15 protein-coding genes and 1 tRNA gene are annotated in these 18,362 nt (G+C 45.4%); 7 read left to right on the forward strand and 9 right to left on the reverse strand.

What is annotated here, in order from left to right; translation table 11 throughout:
• Positions 1-253 precede the first annotated feature (253 nt).
• From DXA57_RS14060 to dnaA, 9 genes are all read right to left on the reverse strand, one after another.
• Positions 254-341, reverse strand: a tRNA-Ser gene (locus DXA57_RS14060).
• A 211-nt stretch (positions 342-552) separates the two neighbouring features.
• Complete coding sequence (locus DXA57_RS14065; RefSeq protein ID WP_117767935.1) at positions 553-1,281, reverse strand: type 1 glutamine amidotransferase; 729 nt, start codon at positions 1,279-1,281, stop codon at positions 553-555.
• Positions 1,278-2,624, reverse strand: a complete 1,347-nt coding sequence (locus tag DXA57_RS14070) for a Mur ligase family protein (RefSeq protein ID WP_117767936.1) — start codon at positions 2,622-2,624, stop codon at positions 1,278-1,280. Before DXA57_RS14070 ends, DXA57_RS14065 begins: the two co-directional genes overlap by 4 nt.
• Positions 2,625-5,144 carry a DNA gyrase subunit A gene (gene gyrA / locus DXA57_RS14075; RefSeq protein ID WP_117767937.1) on the reverse strand — a complete coding sequence of 840 codons (2,520 nt, stop codon included), beginning with the start codon at positions 5,142-5,144 and terminating at the stop codon, positions 2,625-2,627.
• An 11-nt stretch (positions 5,145-5,155) separates the two neighbouring features.
• Positions 5,156-7,084, reverse strand: a complete 1,929-nt coding sequence (gyrB, locus tag DXA57_RS14080) for a DNA topoisomerase (ATP-hydrolyzing) subunit B (protein ID WP_117767938.1) — start codon at positions 7,082-7,084, stop codon at positions 5,156-5,158.
• A 12-nt stretch (positions 7,085-7,096) separates the two neighbouring features.
• Positions 7,097-8,173 carry a DNA replication/repair protein RecF gene (recF, locus tag DXA57_RS14085; protein WP_117767939.1) on the reverse strand — a complete coding sequence of 359 codons (1,077 nt, stop codon included), beginning with the start codon at positions 8,171-8,173 and terminating at the stop codon, positions 7,097-7,099.
• Positions 8,174-8,185: 12 nt separating this feature from the next.
• Positions 8,186-8,401, reverse strand: a complete 216-nt coding sequence (locus tag DXA57_RS14090; RefSeq protein ID WP_117767940.1) for an RNA-binding S4 domain-containing protein — start codon at positions 8,399-8,401, stop codon at positions 8,186-8,188.
• 12 nt (positions 8,402-8,413) lie between these two features.
• Positions 8,414-9,517 carry a DNA polymerase III subunit beta gene (dnaN, locus tag DXA57_RS14095; RefSeq protein WP_117767941.1) on the reverse strand — a complete coding sequence of 368 codons (1,104 nt, stop codon included), beginning with the start codon at positions 9,515-9,517 and terminating at the stop codon, positions 8,414-8,416.
• Between the two features lie 175 nt (positions 9,518-9,692).
• On the reverse strand, positions 9,693-11,060 hold the full coding sequence (gene dnaA / locus DXA57_RS14100) for a chromosomal replication initiator protein DnaA (RefSeq protein ID WP_117767942.1): 1,368 nt from the start codon (positions 11,058-11,060) through the stop codon (positions 9,693-9,695).
• Positions 11,061-11,762: 702 nt separating this feature from the next.
• On the opposite strand from dnaA, the gene rpmH reads away from it, so the two are divergent.
• From rpmH to mnmG, 7 genes are all read left to right on the forward strand, one after another.
• The gene (gene rpmH / locus DXA57_RS14110; protein ID WP_117767944.1) at positions 11,763-11,897 is read left to right on the forward strand and encodes a 50S ribosomal protein L34; all 135 of its coding nucleotides are present in this window, start codon (positions 11,763-11,765) and stop codon (positions 11,895-11,897) included.
• A gap of 52 nt (positions 11,898-11,949) precedes the next feature.
• Entirely contained in the window at positions 11,950-12,333 is a 384-nt protein-coding gene (rnpA, locus tag DXA57_RS14115) for a ribonuclease P protein component (RefSeq protein ID WP_117767945.1), read from the forward strand.
• On the forward strand, positions 12,305-12,514 hold the full coding sequence (gene yidD, locus DXA57_RS14120; protein WP_117767946.1) for a membrane protein insertion efficiency factor YidD: 210 nt from the start codon (positions 12,305-12,307) through the stop codon (positions 12,512-12,514). The genes rnpA and yidD overlap by 29 nt, the downstream gene beginning before the upstream one ends.
• Positions 12,515-12,610: 96 nt before the next feature.
• Entirely contained in the window at positions 12,611-13,891 is a 1,281-nt protein-coding gene (locus tag DXA57_RS14125) for a YidC/Oxa1 family membrane protein insertase (protein ID WP_117767947.1), read from the forward strand.
• A 30-nt stretch (positions 13,892-13,921) separates the two neighbouring features.
• Positions 13,922-14,776 (forward strand): RNA-binding cell elongation regulator Jag/EloR, encoded by an 855-nt coding sequence (gene jag / locus DXA57_RS14130; RefSeq protein ID WP_117767948.1) that lies wholly within the window; start codon positions 13,922-13,924, stop codon positions 14,774-14,776.
• Positions 14,777-14,878: 102 nt separating this feature from the next.
• The gene (gene mnmE, locus DXA57_RS14135) at positions 14,879-16,276 is read left to right on the forward strand and encodes a tRNA uridine-5-carboxymethylaminomethyl(34) synthesis GTPase MnmE (RefSeq protein ID WP_117767949.1); all 1,398 of its coding nucleotides are present in this window, start codon (positions 14,879-14,881) and stop codon (positions 16,274-16,276) included.
• A gap of 156 nt (positions 16,277-16,432) precedes the next feature.
• The gene (mnmG, locus tag DXA57_RS14140) at positions 16,433-18,313 is read left to right on the forward strand and encodes a tRNA uridine-5-carboxymethylaminomethyl(34) synthesis enzyme MnmG (RefSeq protein ID WP_117767950.1); all 1,881 of its coding nucleotides are present in this window, start codon (positions 16,433-16,435) and stop codon (positions 18,311-18,313) included.
• The last annotated feature ends 49 nt before the right edge of the window (positions 18,314-18,362 follow it).

Below are 18,362 nucleotides of genomic sequence, written 5' to 3' on the forward strand. Positions count from 1 at the left end.
TGAACTTTCAAGGATATGTCACTGTTCAGTTATCAAGGTTCTTGGTTTGTTGCTGTTCAGCAGCAACTTCTTTATTATATCAGGCTTTGTTTTGTTTGTCAAGAACTTTTTTAAACTTTTTTCAAAAGTTTTTTTGATGTTCTTTTTTCAAACTTGCTCAGCGAGTATTGATTCTATCATTGATTTTCGCTATTGTCAAGAACTTTTTTATTTTTTTGAATTTTTTATTTTATTCAAGCGATTCAAAAAAATACGGAGAAGGAGGGATTTGAACCCTCGCACCGCGCGAACGGTCTACACCCTTAGCAGGGGCGCCTCTTCAGCCACTTGAGTACTTCTCCAGATACATTGCATTCAGTTTTGAATAGCGTTCATCAGTGACGCATTTGAAATTATACTTTATGAATTTACTTTTGTCAATGCTTTTTTTCATTTTTTTCAATTATTTATTTTGTATCTCACTTGGCTCACGGAAACACTGTTTTTTCTCTCTCCTGTTTTTCTTTTAATTTTGAAAAAACCCGGAAGACTTCTGCTGCTTCCGGGCCTTTCTTATTCTGCATTTTTTACAAAGCGGTTATAAATGTAGTCATTTGCTTCTTTTTCTTCACTGTCATCCAGAACTTTTAACTCCATTGGGCGATTATATCTTCTCTCCAGTGCTTTCTGTATAAGATAATCTGCCACCTGGGGATTTTTAGGAAGAAGCGGTCCATGAAGATAGGTTCCAATGACATTTTTATAGACCACGCCTTCATATCCGGATTCTCCATCATTACCATTACCGTAAAGTACCTTCCCAAAGGGCTTATTTGCCCCAATAAAGGTTCTTCCGCCATGATTCTCGAATCCTACTACCGGAAATTCAAAAAGATCGCTCTTTAAGACGATATTTGAAATCAGACGTCCTTCCTTCTGCTCCGTGTAAAGATCCACCAGATCCAGTCCCTCGATAAGACCGTCATCTGTCTGATAATATTTTCCCAGGAGCTGATAACCGCCGCAGACAGCAATCACAACGCCATTGGATTCCACATAAGCCTTGAAATCCTCCCGGATCGCCTTCAGCTTATTGCAGACGATCATCTGCTCCCTGTCAGATCCTCCGCCCAGAAGTACAATATCAAGTTCCTGAAAATCAATCTTATCTCCGGAACGGAATTCTTTCACTTCTGCCCGGATTCCTCTCCATTCACAGCGTTTACGGAGACACTGGATATTTCCTCTGTCTCCGTAAAGATTCAGAAGATCCGGATAAAGATGGCCGATGGTAATATTCATTTCTGCTCTCCCTCCAGTTTCTTCAGAATATTATGCGTCTTATAAAGACCTGTGTAATTCACCAGTACATAGAGATTTTTTACACCGTCCTTGATGCGGTCCTGGATGGCCTTTTCAATATCCGGCTCCAGAATGGACGGGATATCCACGTATTTGAGACGAAGCTGCATATCACGGCAGCGGATACCGCTTACCGTAATGGAATGGATTCCGGCATCCTGAAAACGATCAAAGTCTACATCCCAAAGCCAGGAAACATCAATACCGTCCTGGCTGTTGTCATTGATGAGGATGATCAGGTCTTTTTCCTTCGTATCCTCCATGACAGCGGAAATATTCTGATTAAAGCCCGCCGGATTTTTGGCAAGATTAAGGATAATATCCGTCCCGTTGATGTGGAACGCCTCATTCCGGCCGTTTTCCGGACTGTATTTTCTCAGAACCCGGTTATAAGCAGTCAGTTTCAGTCCTGCCTCTTTTCCGGCAGCATAAGCCGCCAAGATGTTATAGATATTGTAAAAACCTCTGTAATTGGCCTCAATGGCAGTCCCGTTCACTTCAAAGGACAGATTCTCTCCAGCATGCACATGCAGGGCATTATAGGTGAGCTCCGGACGCTTAAAGCCGCAGTCCGGGCAATAATAATCTCCCAGCTGACTGTAATGATAAAAATGATACTCCATTTTGGAACCGCATTTTTTACAGAAAGTTCCTTCTCTGATCTCTCCGGAATCTTTCTGATCTTTGAAATACTGCTCTCCAATGCCAAACGTCACATAAGGATTTCCACTCTCCATTGCAAGATAAGTAGACAGAGAATCGTCTCCGTTTACAATAACTTCCATTTCCGGTGCCATCTGCATTGCCTTTTTCAGAAGATTCATGGTAATGTCTATCTCACCATACCGGTCCAGCTGATCACGGAACAGATTGGTCAATACCATATAATCCGGCTTAAAATGAGGAAAAATACGGACAGTAGATGCCTCATCCACCTCGATGCAGGCATAATCAGCCTTCAGGTTACCGCTAAGAGAGGCGCTCTGTGCAAAGGCTGCTGCCACACCGTTGAGCATATTGGAACCCGTATGGTTGCAGACTACCTTTTTTCCCTCTGCTTCAATGGCAGAACAGAGAAGATTGTTTGTGGTAGTCTTCCCGTTGGTTCCGCAGGTAACGAAAATCTTCTCTTTTACTTGGCTGGAAAGTTCTTTTAAAATGTCCGGATCGATCTTTAAAGCAATCTGTCCGGCCAGGGTCACGCCCTGTTTACCGGTGATCCGGCAGGCAAAGCCAGTGGCTTTTGCCGCCCACACCGCAAGGATTCTTCTTAATCTGCTCATTTATTTTGATTCTTCTTCCAGTTCAGTTTCCATGGTCTTCAGCATGTCCTCATCGGATTTCTTGGATTCTTCCTTAACCCTGGCAATACTGGCCACCTTGATATTTTCTCCTACATCCATAAGTTTTACACCAGAAGTTACCCGGCCCAGGATCGAAATATCCTCACACTCAATACGGATCACGATGCCTTCCGTGTTGATGAGAAGGATCTCGTTTTCTTTATTCAGGATCTTCACTCCTACTACATTTCCGGTCTTCTCCATGATCTTATAGCACTTCACACCTTTACCACCGCGGATCTGGGCTGTAAACTCTTCAAGGTCCGTCAGTTTTCCCATACCTTTTTCCGATACTGTCAGAAGATATTTTCCCTGCGTGTCAAGCTGCATACCTACCACTTCATCACCGTCAGAAAGATTCATGCCGATAACTCCCATGGAAACACGACCGGTGCTTCTGACATCTGTCTCGTGGAAACGGATACACATGCCATATTTGGTCACAAGGAAGATATCTTTCTCATCGTTGGTACGTTTTACCTCGATCAGTTCATCATCCTCTCTGAGTGTCATGGCAGCCAGACCGCCCTTCCGCACGTTGACATAATCCGTCACCGGCGTTTTCTTCACGATACCTTTTTTGGTTGCCATAAAAAGATACTGACCTTCCGCAAATTCCTTGATGGAGATCGTAGCTGTGATCTTTTCTTCCGGAGCCAGCTGCAGAAGATTTACAATAGCCGTTCCTCTTGCTGTACGGCTTGCTTCCGGAATCTCGTATCCTTTCAGACGGTATACCCGACCGGTATTCGTAAAGAACATGATATAGCTGTGAGTATTCATCATGAGAAGTTCTGTAATATAGTCATCATCCAGAGTCTGCATGCCCTTGATACCTTTTCCGCCACGGTTCTGGCTCTTGAAATTGTCCACGGTCATACGTTTGATATAACCAAGCTTCGTCATGGCAATGACCACATTTTCCTTCGGGATCAGATCCTCTGTGGAAATATCAAACTCGTCAAATCCGATGCTGGTTCTTCTCTCATCGCCGTACTTATCAGCGATCTCTGAGATCTCCTTGCGGATCACACCAAGCAGAAGATTTTCATCCGCCAGAATCGCTTTCAACTCACCGATGCGTTTCATAAGCTCTGCATACTCGTTTTCCAGCTTCTCCCGTTCCAGACCGGTGAGCGTACGAAGACGCATATCCACAATCGCCTGAGCCTGGGCATCAGAAAGAGCAAAGCGCTCCATCAAAGCAGCTTTCGCCGCCTGCGTGTTGACAGAACCGCGGATGATCTTAATGACTTCATCGATATGATCAAGTGCAATGAGCAGTCCCTGTAAAATATGGGCTCTCTCTTCCGCTTTGTTCAGATCATATTTCGTTCTTCTGGTGACTACATCCTCCTGATGGCGGATATAATACTGCAGGATCTCCAGGATATTCATAACCTTGGGCTGCAGGCTGGTCGGACCGTCTCCTGCCAGAGCCAGCATGATCACACCATACGTATCCTGAAGCTGTGTATGCTTAAAGAGCTGGTTCAGTACCACATTGGCATTGGCATCTCTCCTGAGCTCAATGTTGATGCGCATGCCTTCACGGCTGGATTCATCCGTAATGCCGGTAATTCCATCGATTTTTTTGTCACGGACAAGCTCAGCGATCTTCTCAATGAGCCGTGCCTTATTTACCATGTACGGAAGCTCATGTACCAGGATCCGGCTCTTTCCGTTAGGCATGGCTTCAATCTCTGTTACTGCACGCACACGGATCTTTCCGCGTCCTGTACGGTATGCTTCCTCAATTCCTCTGGTTCCAAGGATCATCGCTCCTGTCGGAAAATCCGGGCCTTTGATGATCTTTAAAATTTCATCGATTTCCGTATCCCTGTTCTCCTGGACCCGATTATCGATGATCTTCACCACTGCAGAAACAACTTCCCGAAGGTTATGAGGCGGGATATTGGTCGCCATTCCGACTGCAATACCGGTCGTTCCATTTACCAGAAGGTTTGGGATCCGGCTGGGCAGTACCGTAGGCTCTTTCTCCGTTTCATCGAAGTTCGGCTGGAAATCAACGGTATCCTTGTTGATATCTGCAAGCATCTCCATAGAGATCTTACTGAGTCTTGCCTCCGTGTATCGCATGGCTGCTGCGCCGTCTCCATCCACAGAACCGAAGTTTCCATGGCCGTCTACCAGCGGATAACGGGTAGACCATTCCTGAGCCATATTTACCAGAGCTCCGTAAATGGAACTATCTCCATGGGGATGATATTTACCCATGGTATCACCGACGATACGCGCACATTTTCGATGTGGCTTATCCGGTCCATTGTTCAGCTCGATCATGGAATACAGCACTCGCCTCTGTACGGGTTTCAATCCATCCCGTACATCCGGAAGAGCCCTGGAAGCGATCACGCTCATGGCATAATCGATATAAAACTTCTCCATGGTCTTTTTCAGATCCCTCTCATGGATCTTGTCAAAAATATTGTCTTCCACGGTTTCTCCTCCTAAATGTCAAGATTTTCTACAAATTTCGCGTTTTCCTCGATGAATTCTCTTCTGGGTTCCACCTGATCACCCATCAGTGTGGTAAAGGTCACATCCAGTTCAGAAGAAGCTTCTTCATCCATGTTCACGCGAAGAAGAATCCTGCGCTCCGGATCCATGGTAGTCTCCCAGAGCTGCTCCGGATCCATCTCTCCAAGTCCTTTATAACGCTGAATCTTATTATTCTGGTCACGGCCTACCTCATTGAGGATCTTCGCCAGCTCCTCATCACTGTAGGCATACCAGACTTTTTTATTTTTTTCAAGCTTGTAAAGAGGCGGCTGTGCCAGATATACATGTCCCTGACGGATCAGCTCCGGCATAAACCGGTACAAAAACGTCAGAAGCAGTGTACTGATATGAGCACCATCCACATCGGCATCTGTCATGATAATGATCTTGTCATAACGCAGCTTGCTGATGTCAAAATCCTCATGGATACCGGTTCCGAAAGCAGTGATCATTGCTTTGATCTCCGCGTTTCCATAAATCCGGTCAAGTCTCGCTTTTTCCACGTTCAGGATTTTTCCACGAAGAGGAAGGATCGCCTGCGTCGCACGGCTTCTGGCTGTTTTTGCAGAACCGCCCGCAGAGTCTCCCTCTACGATGTAGATCTCACAGTTTTTCGGATCCTTATCTGAACAGTCTGCCAGTTTTCCCGGCAGAGCCATGCCGTCCAGGGCAGATTTTCTCCTTGTCAGTTCTCTTGCCTTTCTTGCTGCCTCACGGGCCCTCTGAGCCATGATGGATTTCTCCAGAACGATCTTCGCCACCTGCGGATGCTGTTCCAGATAAATGGTCAGCTGCTCGGTCACCAGATTGTCTACCGCTCCTCTTGCTTCACTGTTTCCCAGCTTCTGCTTTGTCTGACCTTCAAACTGAGGCTCCTCAAGTTTCACACTGACGATCGCAGTCAGCCCCTCACGGATATCTTCTCCGGAAAGACTGTCCGTCTCCTTGATCAGCTTATTTGCTTTGGCATACGTATTAAACGTCTTTGTCAGGGCATTCCGGAAACCGGTGAGATGTGTTCCGCCTTCCGGTGTCGTAATGTTATTTACGAAACTGTAAACGCCTTCGTTGTATCCATCGTTATGCTGAAGTGCCACCTCAACAGAAACGCCGTCACGGTTTCCTTCACAGTAGACGATTTCCGGATAAAGCGGTGTCTTTCCCCTGTTCAGATAGCTGACAAATTCTTTGATGCCTCCCTCGTAATGAAAGACCTTCTGTACGGGCTCCTCTTCTCTGTCATCCCGAAGGACGATACGGATTCCCTTAGTGAGAAAAGCCATCTCCCGAAGACGGTGCTTCAGGGTATTGAAATCATACTCTGTCTCCTCAAAAATCTCCGGATCCGGCTGGAAATCTACCTGCGTTCCCGTCTTCTCCAGAGGACATTCACCAATCACCTTCAAGGGATAGCAGACCTTCCCCCGCTCATAACGCTGCTGATAAACTTTTCCTTCATGGCAGATACGAACCTCCAGCCAGGTGGAAAGTGCGTTTACAACAGAGGCTCCCACACCATGAAGACCACCGGATACCTTATATCCGCCGCCGCCAAATTTTCCGCCGGCATGAAGGATCGTAAATACCACCTCTACAGCCGGAAGACCGGATTTATGGTTGATTCCTACAGGAATCCCACGACCGTTATCGATAACGGTGATGCTGTTTCCCTTGTTGATGACGACCTGTATTTCCGTACAGAAACCGGCCAGTGCCTCGTCCACTGCATTATCTACGATCTCATACACCAGATGATGAAGTCCACGTACGGAAGTGCTTCCGATGTACATTCCCGGTCTTTTGCGGACTGCCTCCAGGCCCTCCAGGATCTGGATCTGGTCTGCGCCATATTCTGCATTTTGTTGTTCTGTACCCATTATCTAACCTCCTTAAGTTACTACTCCATCGCTTACCTGAAATACTTTATTTATTTCAAAACGGTTCTCAACAAACTCATCAAGTCCCGTACAAGTGATCAATGTCTGTATATCATGAATACCGTCCAGAAGATATTTCTGCCTGTTGCTGTCCAGCTCGGAAAGCACATCATCCAGAAGAAGCACCGGCGTATCCTTGATCTCCTGTTTTACCAGCTCGATCTCGGAAAGCTTCAGAGAAAGTGCCGCCGTACGCTGCTGCCCCTGAGAACCAAACTTACGGATATCCATTCCGCCAATATCAAAGCAGAGATCATCTCTGTGAGGACCATTCTGGGTCGTACGGAGTTTTAAGTCCCGTTCCCGGCTATTTTTCAGTTTCTGTTCAAAATCCCCGATCTCCACATTTTTCTCATAATGGATCACCAGGGTCTCCCGGCCTCCGGAGAGGCGCTGATGGATTCCGCCTATGATTTCATTGAGGCGACTGACAAAAAGTTCTCTCTCCTGAATGACTCTCTGCCCGTACTGAACCAGCTGACTGTCCCATACATCCAGCGTATCCAGATATTCCGGCCGAAAGGAGATCTCCTTCAGCAGTTTGTTTCGCTGGTTCAGGATTTTGTTGTAATTAGACAGCTGAAAAAGATAGACTTTTGAAAGCTGGCAAAGCTCCAGATCCACAAAACGTCTCCGTTCTCCCGGGCCGCTTTTGATGATATTCAGATCTTCGGGAGAAAAAAACACAAAATTACCAAGCCCAAGAAGTTCTCCCGCCTTCCGTATGGGGACACCGTTTATGGCGATCCCCTTGGGTCTGTTTTTTTTAAGATGCATATCGATGCTGTAAGAACTTCCGGCCCGGTCAAGTTTCATACGGATATGTGCTTCTTCCTGGTCAAAGCGGATCATCTCCCGGTCTCTGCTCCCTTTGTGGGACTTGGTCGTCCCGCAGAGGTAGACCGACTCCAGAATATTCGTCTTTCCCTGGGCATTTTCTCCGTAAAAAATATTGGTTCCCGGATCCAGCTGAAGTTCCAGCGTCTCATAATTCCTGAAATTTTCCAGTTTGATCGATTCGATTACCATTCGGCACCAGCCTTACTTTTTTTCCAGAACCGTTACTGTCTGTCCTTCGTAGGTAAAAGTATCTCCCGGATGAAGTTTCTTTCCTCGCTGGGTCTCTGTTACGCCATTAACCAGTACCTGTCCCTCCTGTACGGCGAATTTTGCTTCTACGCCGGACTCACATAAACCGGCCAGCTTCAGTGCCTGTCCCAGCTTGATAAATTCATCTTTGATTGCAATTGTATTCATGATTTTCCTCCCTTAAGCTGTAAAGTTTACCGGCAGAATGAGATAGGTGTAAGTTTCTTTGTCATCCCGGATAAAGCAGGGCGCTTTGGGATTTACCAGATAAACATCAACGGTCTCATCGTCAATTACCCGCAAAGCATCCATCAGGAACCGGGGGTTGAAGCCAATAAGAATATCTTTACCCTCTTTCTCAATATCAATATCCTCTTTCATAGAACCGATCTGAGAATTGATCTTAAGTTCCATGGAAGCATCTGTGATATGGATGATAATGGGTTTTTTATCTCCTTCCTTGACCAGCAGCGTTGCACGGTCGATACAGCTTAGAAGCTCTTTCTTGTTTACCGTGATCTTTGTTTCATAATCACTGGAAAGCATCTGATCAATACGGTAATACTCTCCTTCGATCAGGCGGGAAACAACAACGGTTTCATCAAATTCAAAAACAATATGGTTGTTTGTAAAGAAAATACGGACATCGTCGTCTGTTTCGCCGGATAAAATCTTGCTCACTTCTGTGAGTGTCTTTCCGGGAACGACAACTTTAATATTGCCAAAGTTTTCTTTTAATTCCACTTTTCTGATCGAAATCCTGTGTCCGTCCAGGGAAACCACTTTTAGTAAACTTCCGTTTACTTCAAAAAGCTCACCGGTCATCATTTTATTATTTTCATTTACAGCAATCGAAAAGATGGTCTGACGGATCACTTCTTTCAGCGTAAACTGAGTAAGAGTGATGCTTTCATTTTTTTCAACAACAGGAAGTCCTGTGAAATCGTCACCGGACTGACCCGGTATATTAAATTTTGCTTTTTCACAGGTGATGGTCGTGTTCAGTCTGGCATCTGTTTCGATAGTCACTTCATTTTCCGGAAGTTTTCGTACGATTTCAGAAAAAATCTTTGCATCCAGAGCAACAATACCTTTTTCCTGGATGGAACCGTCAACTGTAGTTTCAATGCCAAGTTCCATATCATTTGCAGTAAATTTAATTTTTCCAAGAGTTGCATCGATCAGAATGCATTCCAGGATCGGCATGGTCGTTTTGGAGGGTACCGCTTTCAGTACGGTGTTTACACCCTTTAACAGACTTGTTTTGGAACAGATAATTTTCATAGGTGTGTACTCCTTCTGGCCGAAAAAGGCTTTGAATATATTTTTTATAGAAAATCAGTAGTCATATTCTTAGGGGCTGTGGATTTGTGAATAACCGTACGAAAGGCAGTAAAATCAAGAGGTTCCTGTGTGGAATACTTTTGTGGAACTCTCGTACGGAGCCTGTGGATGACTGTTAATTCGGTGTGATTTTCTTCTTGATGATCTCTACTGTATTGCGTGTAGATTCGGATTTTTCCATGTCAGCAACGATCGTGTTGCAGGCGTGGATAACTGTCGTGTGGTCTTTTTTCCCCATTATGGTTCCGATGGACTTTAAGGGGATACCGATGATCTCTCTGCAGAGATACATGGCTATCTGTCTGGGAAAGACAATTTCGGAATTTCGTTTCTTTCCTTTGATGTCTTCCGGACGGATCCCGAAATGTTCTGCTACCGTATTGATGATCAGTTCCGGAGTGACTTCCCGTTTTTCATCAGGAGAGATGATGTCGCGGAGCTCCTGCTCAGCCATTTCAATCGTGATTTCCTTTTTTTCCAGGCGGCTGCAGGCCATAAGTTTATTGAGGGCACCTTCCAGCTCACGGATGTTGGATTTGATATTGGTAGCGATATATTTGATGACGTCATCATTTACCTGATAACCGTCAAGTTCTTCTTTTTTCCGGAGGATTGCCATACGTGTTTCGTAGTCGGGAGAGGAGATGTCTGCAATAAGACCCCATTCAAAGCGGGAACGGAGACGTCCTTCCAGAGTCTGCATTTCTTTAGGAGGTTTATCCGAAGAAATAATGATCTGCTTTTTATTGCTGTGCAGATCATTAAAAGTATGGAAAAATTCTTCCTGCGTGGATTCTTTTCCTATAATGAACTGGATATCATCAATAAGAAGTACGTCAATATTGCGGTATTTCTCACGAAAACGGGCAGTTGCAGTGTTGTTGTTGTTACGGATGGCTTCGATCAGTTCATTCGTAAAGGATTCACTGGTCACATAAAGTACCTTTGTTTCCGGATTTCTTTCTAATATAAAGTGAGCAATGGAATGCATCAGGTGTGTTTTGCCAAGTCCGACTCCTCCGTAGATAAAGAGCGGATTGTACATTTCTCCCGGAGATTCGGCCACTGCGAGAGAGGCAGCATGGGCAAAATTGTTGTTGCTGCCGACCACAAAAGTATCGAAGGTGTACTTTGGATTCAGATTGGCTTTTTCAATGCATTCATTCAGATTAGAAGTAACGGTTGCCTTTTCAGCTTCCAGTTTTTGTGCTTCTTCGGGAAGGATAAATTCCAGGGAACAGTCCAGGCCGGTGATTTCCGCAATGGCAACCCGAAGCGGAAGGGCGTACTTCTTCTTAATATAACCGAAAGCAGGCTGCTGCTCAGCCGGGATCAGGATATACAGCATATTTGCAGATCCGTTTTTTTCGAAACTATGTACCTTCAGTGGTTTCAGCCACGTATCGAAGGATACGTCTGTAAGTTCATGTTCCAGCTTTACGGTATATAGAATTTCCTCCCATTTTTCTTTGATGATGTCCATTCAGATAACTCCTTACATTGGTTATAAGCATACGAAAAAAAGACTATGGAGACCTCCACAATCATGAAAAGAACGTATGGTGTATGTCCGTACGGGACGAGCATAAAAAATCATCCCACTATACTCAACAATTTTAAACTAAAACGGTGAAATTATCAATGCTTAATTCTTGTGAAAAAGAGAAAAAAACTTGTTCACAGTGAAAAACCATGTAAAATACGGGCTTTTTAGGCAACTATGTGGATGTTTGAGGCTCTTTCCACAAGTTATTCTGGAGTTATGCACAAGTTATCCCCAATATGTGGATAACTTGTGGATTGGCCGTGGATGGACTGGGGATGGGATGTGGATCAGGGGAAAAAGCGAAAAATTTCCACATATCCACAAACCGGAGCAAAAAAGGGCTGGAAAGAAGAGTTTCTTCTTATTATATTATAAGGGAATCCAAAACGGGATCCCCGGAAAGTAAGAGGCCGAAAAGGCGGTTTAAGCCCGTAAATAAGGGAAAAAACCCCTTGACTTTCTGGTTTTTTGTGAATATAATGGGAAATGATGTTTTGCATCGTATAAAAATAGAAAACCAGCCTGTTTCGCAGGGCAGAAGTGGTAGATTGGCTGCTGTTTTTGTCCTTCCGTATCAGGGAAACCGGTTTCGGAGTATGGACGGAAATGGCAGGATAGAAGAAGGAGGTGCCAAAACTTATGAAAATGACATTTCAGCCGAAGAAAAGATCCAGAGCGAAAGTTCACGGATTCAGAGCAAGAATGAGCACAGCAAACGGAAGAAAAGTTCTTGCTGCTAGAAGAGCAAAAGGAAGAAAAGTATTGTCAGCATAGGCCGCATATTTGTGGCCTTTTCTTCTCTTTAATAGAAACGTATGGAGTTTTTATGATATTTTCAGAGTCATTGAAGAAAAATCAGGATTTTCAGAGCGTCTATCGGGCAGCAGATTCCAAGGCGAACCGGTACCTGGTGCTGTATCGGCTGGATAATGGCTTGTCCAAAAACCGCATCGGGATTTCTGTCAGTAAAAAGGTGGGGAACAGTGTTGTTCGCCATCATATGTGTCGTTTAATTAGAGAGAGTTATCGTTTGAACGAAAAATCAATAAAACCTGGATATGACCTTGTGGTTGTGGTAAGACCACTGGCAAAGGGGAGGAGCTATCGGGAGATCGAGAGCGCACTCCTGCATCTCATGAAGCTTCAGGATCTGTACCAGGAGCTTTCGTCGGAGAATCAAGATGAAAAAGATCTTAATCGGAATGATTAAATTATATAGAAAATACCTTTCACCGTTAAAGAGTACCAAGTGTCCGTATTTTCCCACCTGTTCCCAGTATGGACTGGAGGCGATTGAAAAATACGGGGCTTTGAAGGGTTCCCTTTTGGCCGTGTGGCGTATCTTAAGGTGTAATCCTTTTTCTCATGGAGGGTATGATCCTGTTCCCTGAACGGTAACGGCCGTTTGATCAGGAAGACGAAAAACAAGAAGCAATGCAGCATGCGGCAAAGGGAGCCGGAAAGGCTGCACATCCAGGAGGAAAAGCATGTTATTAACCAAGACCAATACGTTCATTATTGGACCGGTAGCCACACTGCTTGGATTCATTATGAATGCCATCTTTATCTTTTTGAGCAGTGTGTTCCATGTGGAAAATATCGGTTTATGTATCATCCTGTTCACGATCATCATCTACGGGATCATGACTCCGCTGACCTACAAGCAGCAGAAGTTCTCCAAACTTTCCGCAAGAATGAACCCGGAACTGCAGAAGATCCAGAAAAAATACAAGGGCAAGCAGGACCAGGCTTCCATGATGAAGATGAACGAGGAAACCAAAGAGGTATACGCAAAATACGGCGTATCCCCGACCGGAAGCTGTATACAGATGTTGATCCAGCTGCCGATCCTGTTCGCTTTGTACCGGGTTATCTGGAATGTTCCCGCTTATGTAGGCAGCGTGAAAAATGCATTCATGCCGCTGGTTGAGAAGATTTTAGCAACAAGCGGAAGCCAGGAGATTCTTACTGAAATTGCAAAAGTAAATAATATCAGTTTTGAAAAACTGGGCTATGCAGCCGATTCTATCGTAGATACACTTTATAAATGCAAACCGACAGACTGGGCAACTCTTGCCGAGAAATTCCCGGATTTTGCTGATCTGGTAACCAAGACACAGGGCGAAATGGACCGGATGAATTATTTCCTCGGTCTGAATATTGCGGATTCTCCGTTCAATATCATCAAGAGCGGTCTGGAGAGCGGAGCCATCCTTCTGGTGATCGGAGCTCTTCTGATCCCGATCCTTTCCGGTCTGACCCAGTGGTTCAGTGTAAAAATCTCCACTGCTGCAACACCTTCTTCAAATCAGACAGAGGGCGGAAGCATGGAAGCATCCATGAAAATGATGAACAACGTAATGCCGCTGATGTCTGTGGTATTCTGTTTTACCCTGCCGACCGGTCTCGGTATCTACTGGGTAGCCAGTGCTGTTGTCCGTATCATTCAGCAGCTTATTGTAAACAAACAGATTGATAAGATCGATCTGGATGCTATGATCCAGAAAAACGTGGAGAAAAACAACGAGAAACGTAAAAAAATGGGTCTTCCGCCTCAGACGATCTCCAAACAGGCCATGATGGCCGCTTCTAAACAGGCAGATCCGGAAGAGGATGAGAAGGTTCAGAAACAGAAAGAAGAAGCCCGTAAGAAACAGATGGAGAAATCCACGGAATACTATAAAAATCATACGGCAAAACCGGGAAGCATCGCGGCAAAGGCCCGTATGGTAGAACAGTATAACGAAAAGTCAGGAAAGAAAAAATAAGCAGCAGTTCAGCAAAACAGGAGGGGTACTATGGAATACATCAGGATCTCAGCCAAAACAGTGGATGATGCGCTCATGGAAGCTTCCATTCAGTTTGGCACAAGCAGCGATAACATCGAGTATGAAGTAGTAGAAAAAGGAAGCTCCGGATTCTTAGGATTCGGAAGTAAGCCCGCAGTGATCATGGCCCGTAAAAAAGAAGAGATTCCGGAGGAGAGCTTTGAAGAAGCTGCAGAAGAACCGGTGAAAAAAGCAGAAAAAAAACCGGTACAGAAAGCAGAAGAAAAAGTCATTGTAAAGGAAACCGTGCGGGAAGAGACAAGAGCAGAGAAAGAGCCCGTTCATAAAGAAGCTGTACCGGTGAAGGAAGCAGCAGCTGAGAAGCCGGGAAAAGCTCCTCTGGATAAAGAGGCAGCCATCAGAAGAGCGGAAGAATTCCTGAAGGGAACTTTGAACGCCATGAATATGCAGGTGGAGATCAAAGCCGCTTTTGATGAAGAAGGCACCCTGAACATTGACCTCAATGGAGATGAGATGGGCGTTCTGATCGGAAAGAGAGGACAGACTCTGGATTCTGTTCAGTATTTGACCAGCCTTGTAGTAAATAAGGGAAACGGACCGTATGTGCGTGTTAAGGTAGATACCGAAGATTACCGCAGACGGAGAAAAGAAACACTGGAAAATCTGGCAAGAAACATTGCTTCCAAAGTAAAACGGACCAGAAAACCGGTATTTCTGGAGCCTATGAATCCGTATGAAAGAAGGATCATCCATTCTGCACTGCAGAACAATCCTTATGTGGCGACTCACAGTGAAGGAGAAGAGCCTTACCGTAAAGTCGTAGTGACATTGAAAAATAATAACAGCAGCAACAGAGAAAGATAAATCTGCTGCCGGGAGAAGAAGGGGATGCAGGCAGCATCCCCTTCTTGTTTACGTGAGCATCGAACCGGGCAGTAGGAACTGCCTGGAAGGAGAATGAAAGAAATGAACAGTGATACGATAGCTGCGGTCTCCACGGCCATGAGTCCGGCGGGGATCGGTATTGTAAGAATCAGCGGAACACACGCTTTTGAGATTGCGGACCGGATCTATGATTCCGGGACAAAGAAGAAAAAGAAGCTTTCGGAGCAGCCTTCCCATACCATCCATTATGGTTTTCTTGTAGACGGGGAGGAAGTCATAGATGAAGTGCTTGTAACGCTCCTTAAAGGCCCCAGAAGCTACACGGCAGAAGATACGGTGGAGATCAATTGCCATGGAGGCGTATTTGCCGTGAAACGGGTTCTGGAGACGGTATTAAAAAATGGAGCCAGGGCAGCAGAACCGGGTGAATTTACCAAGAGGGCATTTTTGAACGGCAGGATCGATCTTTCCCAGGCAGAAGCCGTTATGGACGTTATAGAGGCTCAGAATGAGTATGCCCTGAGAAGCTCCGTCAAACAGCTGAAAGGGGCTGTACAGGCCCGTATAAAGGCTCTGAGAGCAGGTATTCTTTATGAGATCGCACATATCGAGTCTGCACTGGATGATCCGGAGCATATTTCTCTGGAGGGGTATCCGGAAGAATTGGAAGAAAAGAATGAGAGCTGGAAAAAAGAAACGGAAATACTTCTGAAAAATTCTGAGGACGGGAAGATCATGACAGAGGGGATAAGGACTGTGATCCTGGGAAAACCGAACGCAGGAAAATCCTCACTTTTAAATGTACTGACAGGGGAAGAGAGAGCCATTGTCACAGATATTGCAGGAACGACCAGGGATACGTTGGAAGAGAAGGTAAACTTAAGCGGCGTTACCCTGGTGCTGGTAGATACGGCAGGGATCCGTCAGACGGAGGATGTGGTGGAGAAGATCGGCGTAAAACGGAGCCGGGAGTCGGTGCGTGATGCAGATCTTATCCTCTACGTGGTGGATTCTTCTACCGAGCTGGACGGAAATGATCAGGAGATCATGGGATTTCTGAAAGAGAAAAAAGCGGTGGTGCTTCTGAATAAGACCGATCTCGAGGCTGTGACGACAGAGGAGATCCTGAGAGAGAAGATGCAGCAGGCCGGCATCGGGGAGATTGAGGTCATACCGATCTCTGCTTTAGAAAATAAAGGACTGGACCGGCTTTCAGAAAAGGTGAAAGAGATGTTTTTCGGAGGAGAACTGTCCTTTAATGATCAGGTTTACATTACCAATGCCAGACAGAAACAGGCCCTTCTGGAAGCGCACAGAAGCCTCATACAGGTAGGGGAAAGCATTCAGGCAGGGATGCCTGAGGATTTCTTCTCCATTGACCTTATGAGCGCTTATGAGGCTTTCGGAAGGATTCTTGGAGAAAGCCTCGGGGAAGATCTGGTGAACGAGATCTTCAGCAAGTTCTGTACGGGAAAATAGAAGGCGATTTTGCTTTGCAGAACAGAAGGATCTACGGTAAAATCGGATCGGAAAGTCCCGAAATTCCCGGACAGAACAAGGAGAAAGATACAGTGATTTCAAGTGAAAAAGCACTGTATTGGCATATTGTATACAAAATGAGAGGAAAATTGCATTATGAATACAATCACAGAAAATGTAGATGTAGTTGTAGTAGGAGCAGGTCATGCAGGCTGTGAAGCAGCACTGGCCTGTGCGAGACTGGGGCTTAAGACACAGCTTTTTACAGTGAGTGTGGAAAGTATTGCCATGATGCCCTGTAATCCGAATATTGGGGGAACCTCGAAGGGACATCTGGTAAGGGAGCTAGATGCTTTAGGCGGAGAAATGGGCAAGAATATTGATAAAACCTTTATTCAGTCCAAGATGCTGAACCAGTCCAAGGGACCTGCAGTCCATTCTTTGAGAGCACAGGCAGATAAAGCCGATTACAGCAGAGAAATGAGGAAGGTTCTGGAGAATACGGAGAATCTGACGATCCGGCAGCAGGAAGTAACAGAGATCCTGACAGATGAAGAAGGAAAATTAACAGGGATAAAGACGTATTCAGGAGCTGTATACAATTGTAAGGCCTGTATCTTATGCACGGGAACGTATTTACGGGCCAGATGTATTTATGGAGATGTAAGTACCTATACGGGACCTAATGGTCTGCAGGCAGCCAATTACCTGACAGATTCCCTGAAGTCACATGGCATCGAAATGCGTCGCTTTAAGACCGGAACACCGGCCAGGATCGATAAGCGTTCTATTGATTTTTCAAAAATGGAAGAACAGTTCGGTGATGAGAGAGTCGTACCTTTTTCTTTTACAACAGATCCGGAAAGCGTGCAGATCGACCAGATATCCTGCTGGCTGACCTATACGAATGAAAAAACACATGAGATCATCCGGGAAAATCTGGATCGTTCACCGTTGTATTCCGGTATGATCGAAGGGACCGGTCCCAGATATTGTCCGTCCATAGAAGATAAAGTGGTACGTTTTGCCGATAAGAATCGGCATCAGGTTTTCATTGAGCCGGAAGGACGGAACACCAATGAAATGTATGTGGGAGGGATGTCCAGTTCTTTGCCGGAGGATGTTCAGTATGCCATGTACCGTACGGTGCCGGGGTTGGAACATGCGATTATCGTACGGAATGCCTATGCGATCGAATATGACTGCATCAATCCAAGAGAACTGGATGCTTCTCTGGAATTTAAAAAGATCCCGGGGCTCTTCAGCGGCGGGCAGTTTAACGGAAGTTCCGGATATGAAGAGGCGGCTGCCCAAGGGCTGGTTGCAGGTATCAATGCGGCTATGAAAGTACTGGGAAGAGAGCCGCTGCTTCTGGATCGCTCCGAAAGTTATATCGGTGTCCTCATTGATGATCTTGTGACAAAAGAGAACCGGGAGCCTTACCGTATGATGACTTCAAGAGCCGAATACCGTCTGCTTTTAAGACAGGATAATGCGGATCTGCGTCTGACGAAAAAAGGCTATGAAGTGGGACTGATCTCAGAAGAGCGATACCAGGATCTGCTGAAAAAGGAGAAGGAGATCGAAGAAGAGATCAAACGGGTGGAGCATACCAATATCGGAGCCAATGAGAAAGTACAGGCTTTTCTGGAGCGTCACGGAAGTACGCTCTTAAAATCAGGAACGACGTTGGGCGAACTGATCCGCAGACCGGAGCTTAACTATGAAGAACTGGCTGAGATCGATGAGGCTCGTCCGAAACTTCGGGAAGATGTACAGGAGCAGGTAAATATTGAGATCAAATATGAGGGCTATATCCAGCGGCAGAAGCGGCAGGTTGAACAGTTTAAAAAACTGGAGACGAAAAAGATCCCGAAAGATCTTGATTATGATGATGTGTACAGCCTGCGCCTGGAGGCAAAACAGAAACTGAAGGAATATGGACCGACTTCCATCGGACAGGCTTCCAGGATCTCAGGAGTTTCACCGGCAGATATTTCTGTCCTGCTGGTATATCTGGAAAGCCACAGAAGCTGAAATCAGATATTTTTGAGACAGAAACATAGAAATTTACGAAGAATCACAG

The sequence above is a fragment of the Blautia sp. OF03-15BH genome (genome assembly GCF_003463065.1).
Lineage (GTDB): Bacteria > Bacillota > Clostridia > Lachnospirales > Lachnospiraceae > Limivivens.

What these genes read in the sequence shown, in the direction of transcription:
- DXA57_RS14065 (WP_117767935.1), bottom strand. Translation starts at nt 1,281, where the DNA reads ATGAATATTACCATCGGCCATCTTTATCCGGATCTTCTGAATCTTTAC.
- DXA57_RS14070 (WP_117767936.1), bottom strand. Translation starts at nt 2,624, where the DNA reads ATGAGCAGATTAAGAAGAATCCTTGCGGTGTGGGCGGCAAAAGCCACT.
- gyrB (WP_117767938.1), bottom strand. Translation starts at nt 7,084, where the DNA reads ATGGGTACAGAACAACAAAATGCAGAATATGGCGCAGACCAGATCCAG.
- recF (WP_117767939.1), bottom strand. Translation starts at nt 8,173, where the DNA reads ATGGTAATCGAATCGATCAAACTGGAAAATTTCAGGAATTATGAGACG.
- DXA57_RS14090 (WP_117767940.1), bottom strand. Translation starts at nt 8,401, where the DNA reads ATGAATACAATTGCAATCAAAGATGAATTTATCAAGCTGGGACAGGCA.
- dnaN (WP_117767941.1), bottom strand. Translation starts at nt 9,517, where the DNA reads ATGAAAATTATCTGTTCCAAAACAAGTCTGTTAAAGGGTGTAAACACC.
- dnaA (WP_117767942.1), bottom strand. Translation starts at nt 11,060, where the DNA reads ATGGACATCATCAAAGAAAAATGGGAGGAAATTCTATATACCGTAAAG.
- rpmH (WP_117767944.1), top strand. Translation starts at nt 11,763, where the DNA reads ATGAAAATGACATTTCAGCCGAAGAAAAGATCCAGAGCGAAAGTTCAC.
- rnpA (WP_117767945.1), top strand. Translation starts at nt 11,950, where the DNA reads ATGATATTTTCAGAGTCATTGAAGAAAAATCAGGATTTTCAGAGCGTC.
- yidD (WP_117767946.1), top strand. Translation starts at nt 12,305, where the DNA reads ATGAAAAAGATCTTAATCGGAATGATTAAATTATATAGAAAATACCTT.
- DXA57_RS14125 (WP_117767947.1), top strand. Translation starts at nt 12,611, where the DNA reads ATGTTATTAACCAAGACCAATACGTTCATTATTGGACCGGTAGCCACA.
- jag (WP_117767948.1), top strand. Translation starts at nt 13,922, where the DNA reads ATGGAATACATCAGGATCTCAGCCAAAACAGTGGATGATGCGCTCATG.
- mnmE (WP_117767949.1), top strand. Translation starts at nt 14,879, where the DNA reads ATGAACAGTGATACGATAGCTGCGGTCTCCACGGCCATGAGTCCGGCG.
- mnmG (WP_117767950.1), top strand. Translation starts at nt 16,433, where the DNA reads ATGAATACAATCACAGAAAATGTAGATGTAGTTGTAGTAGGAGCAGGT.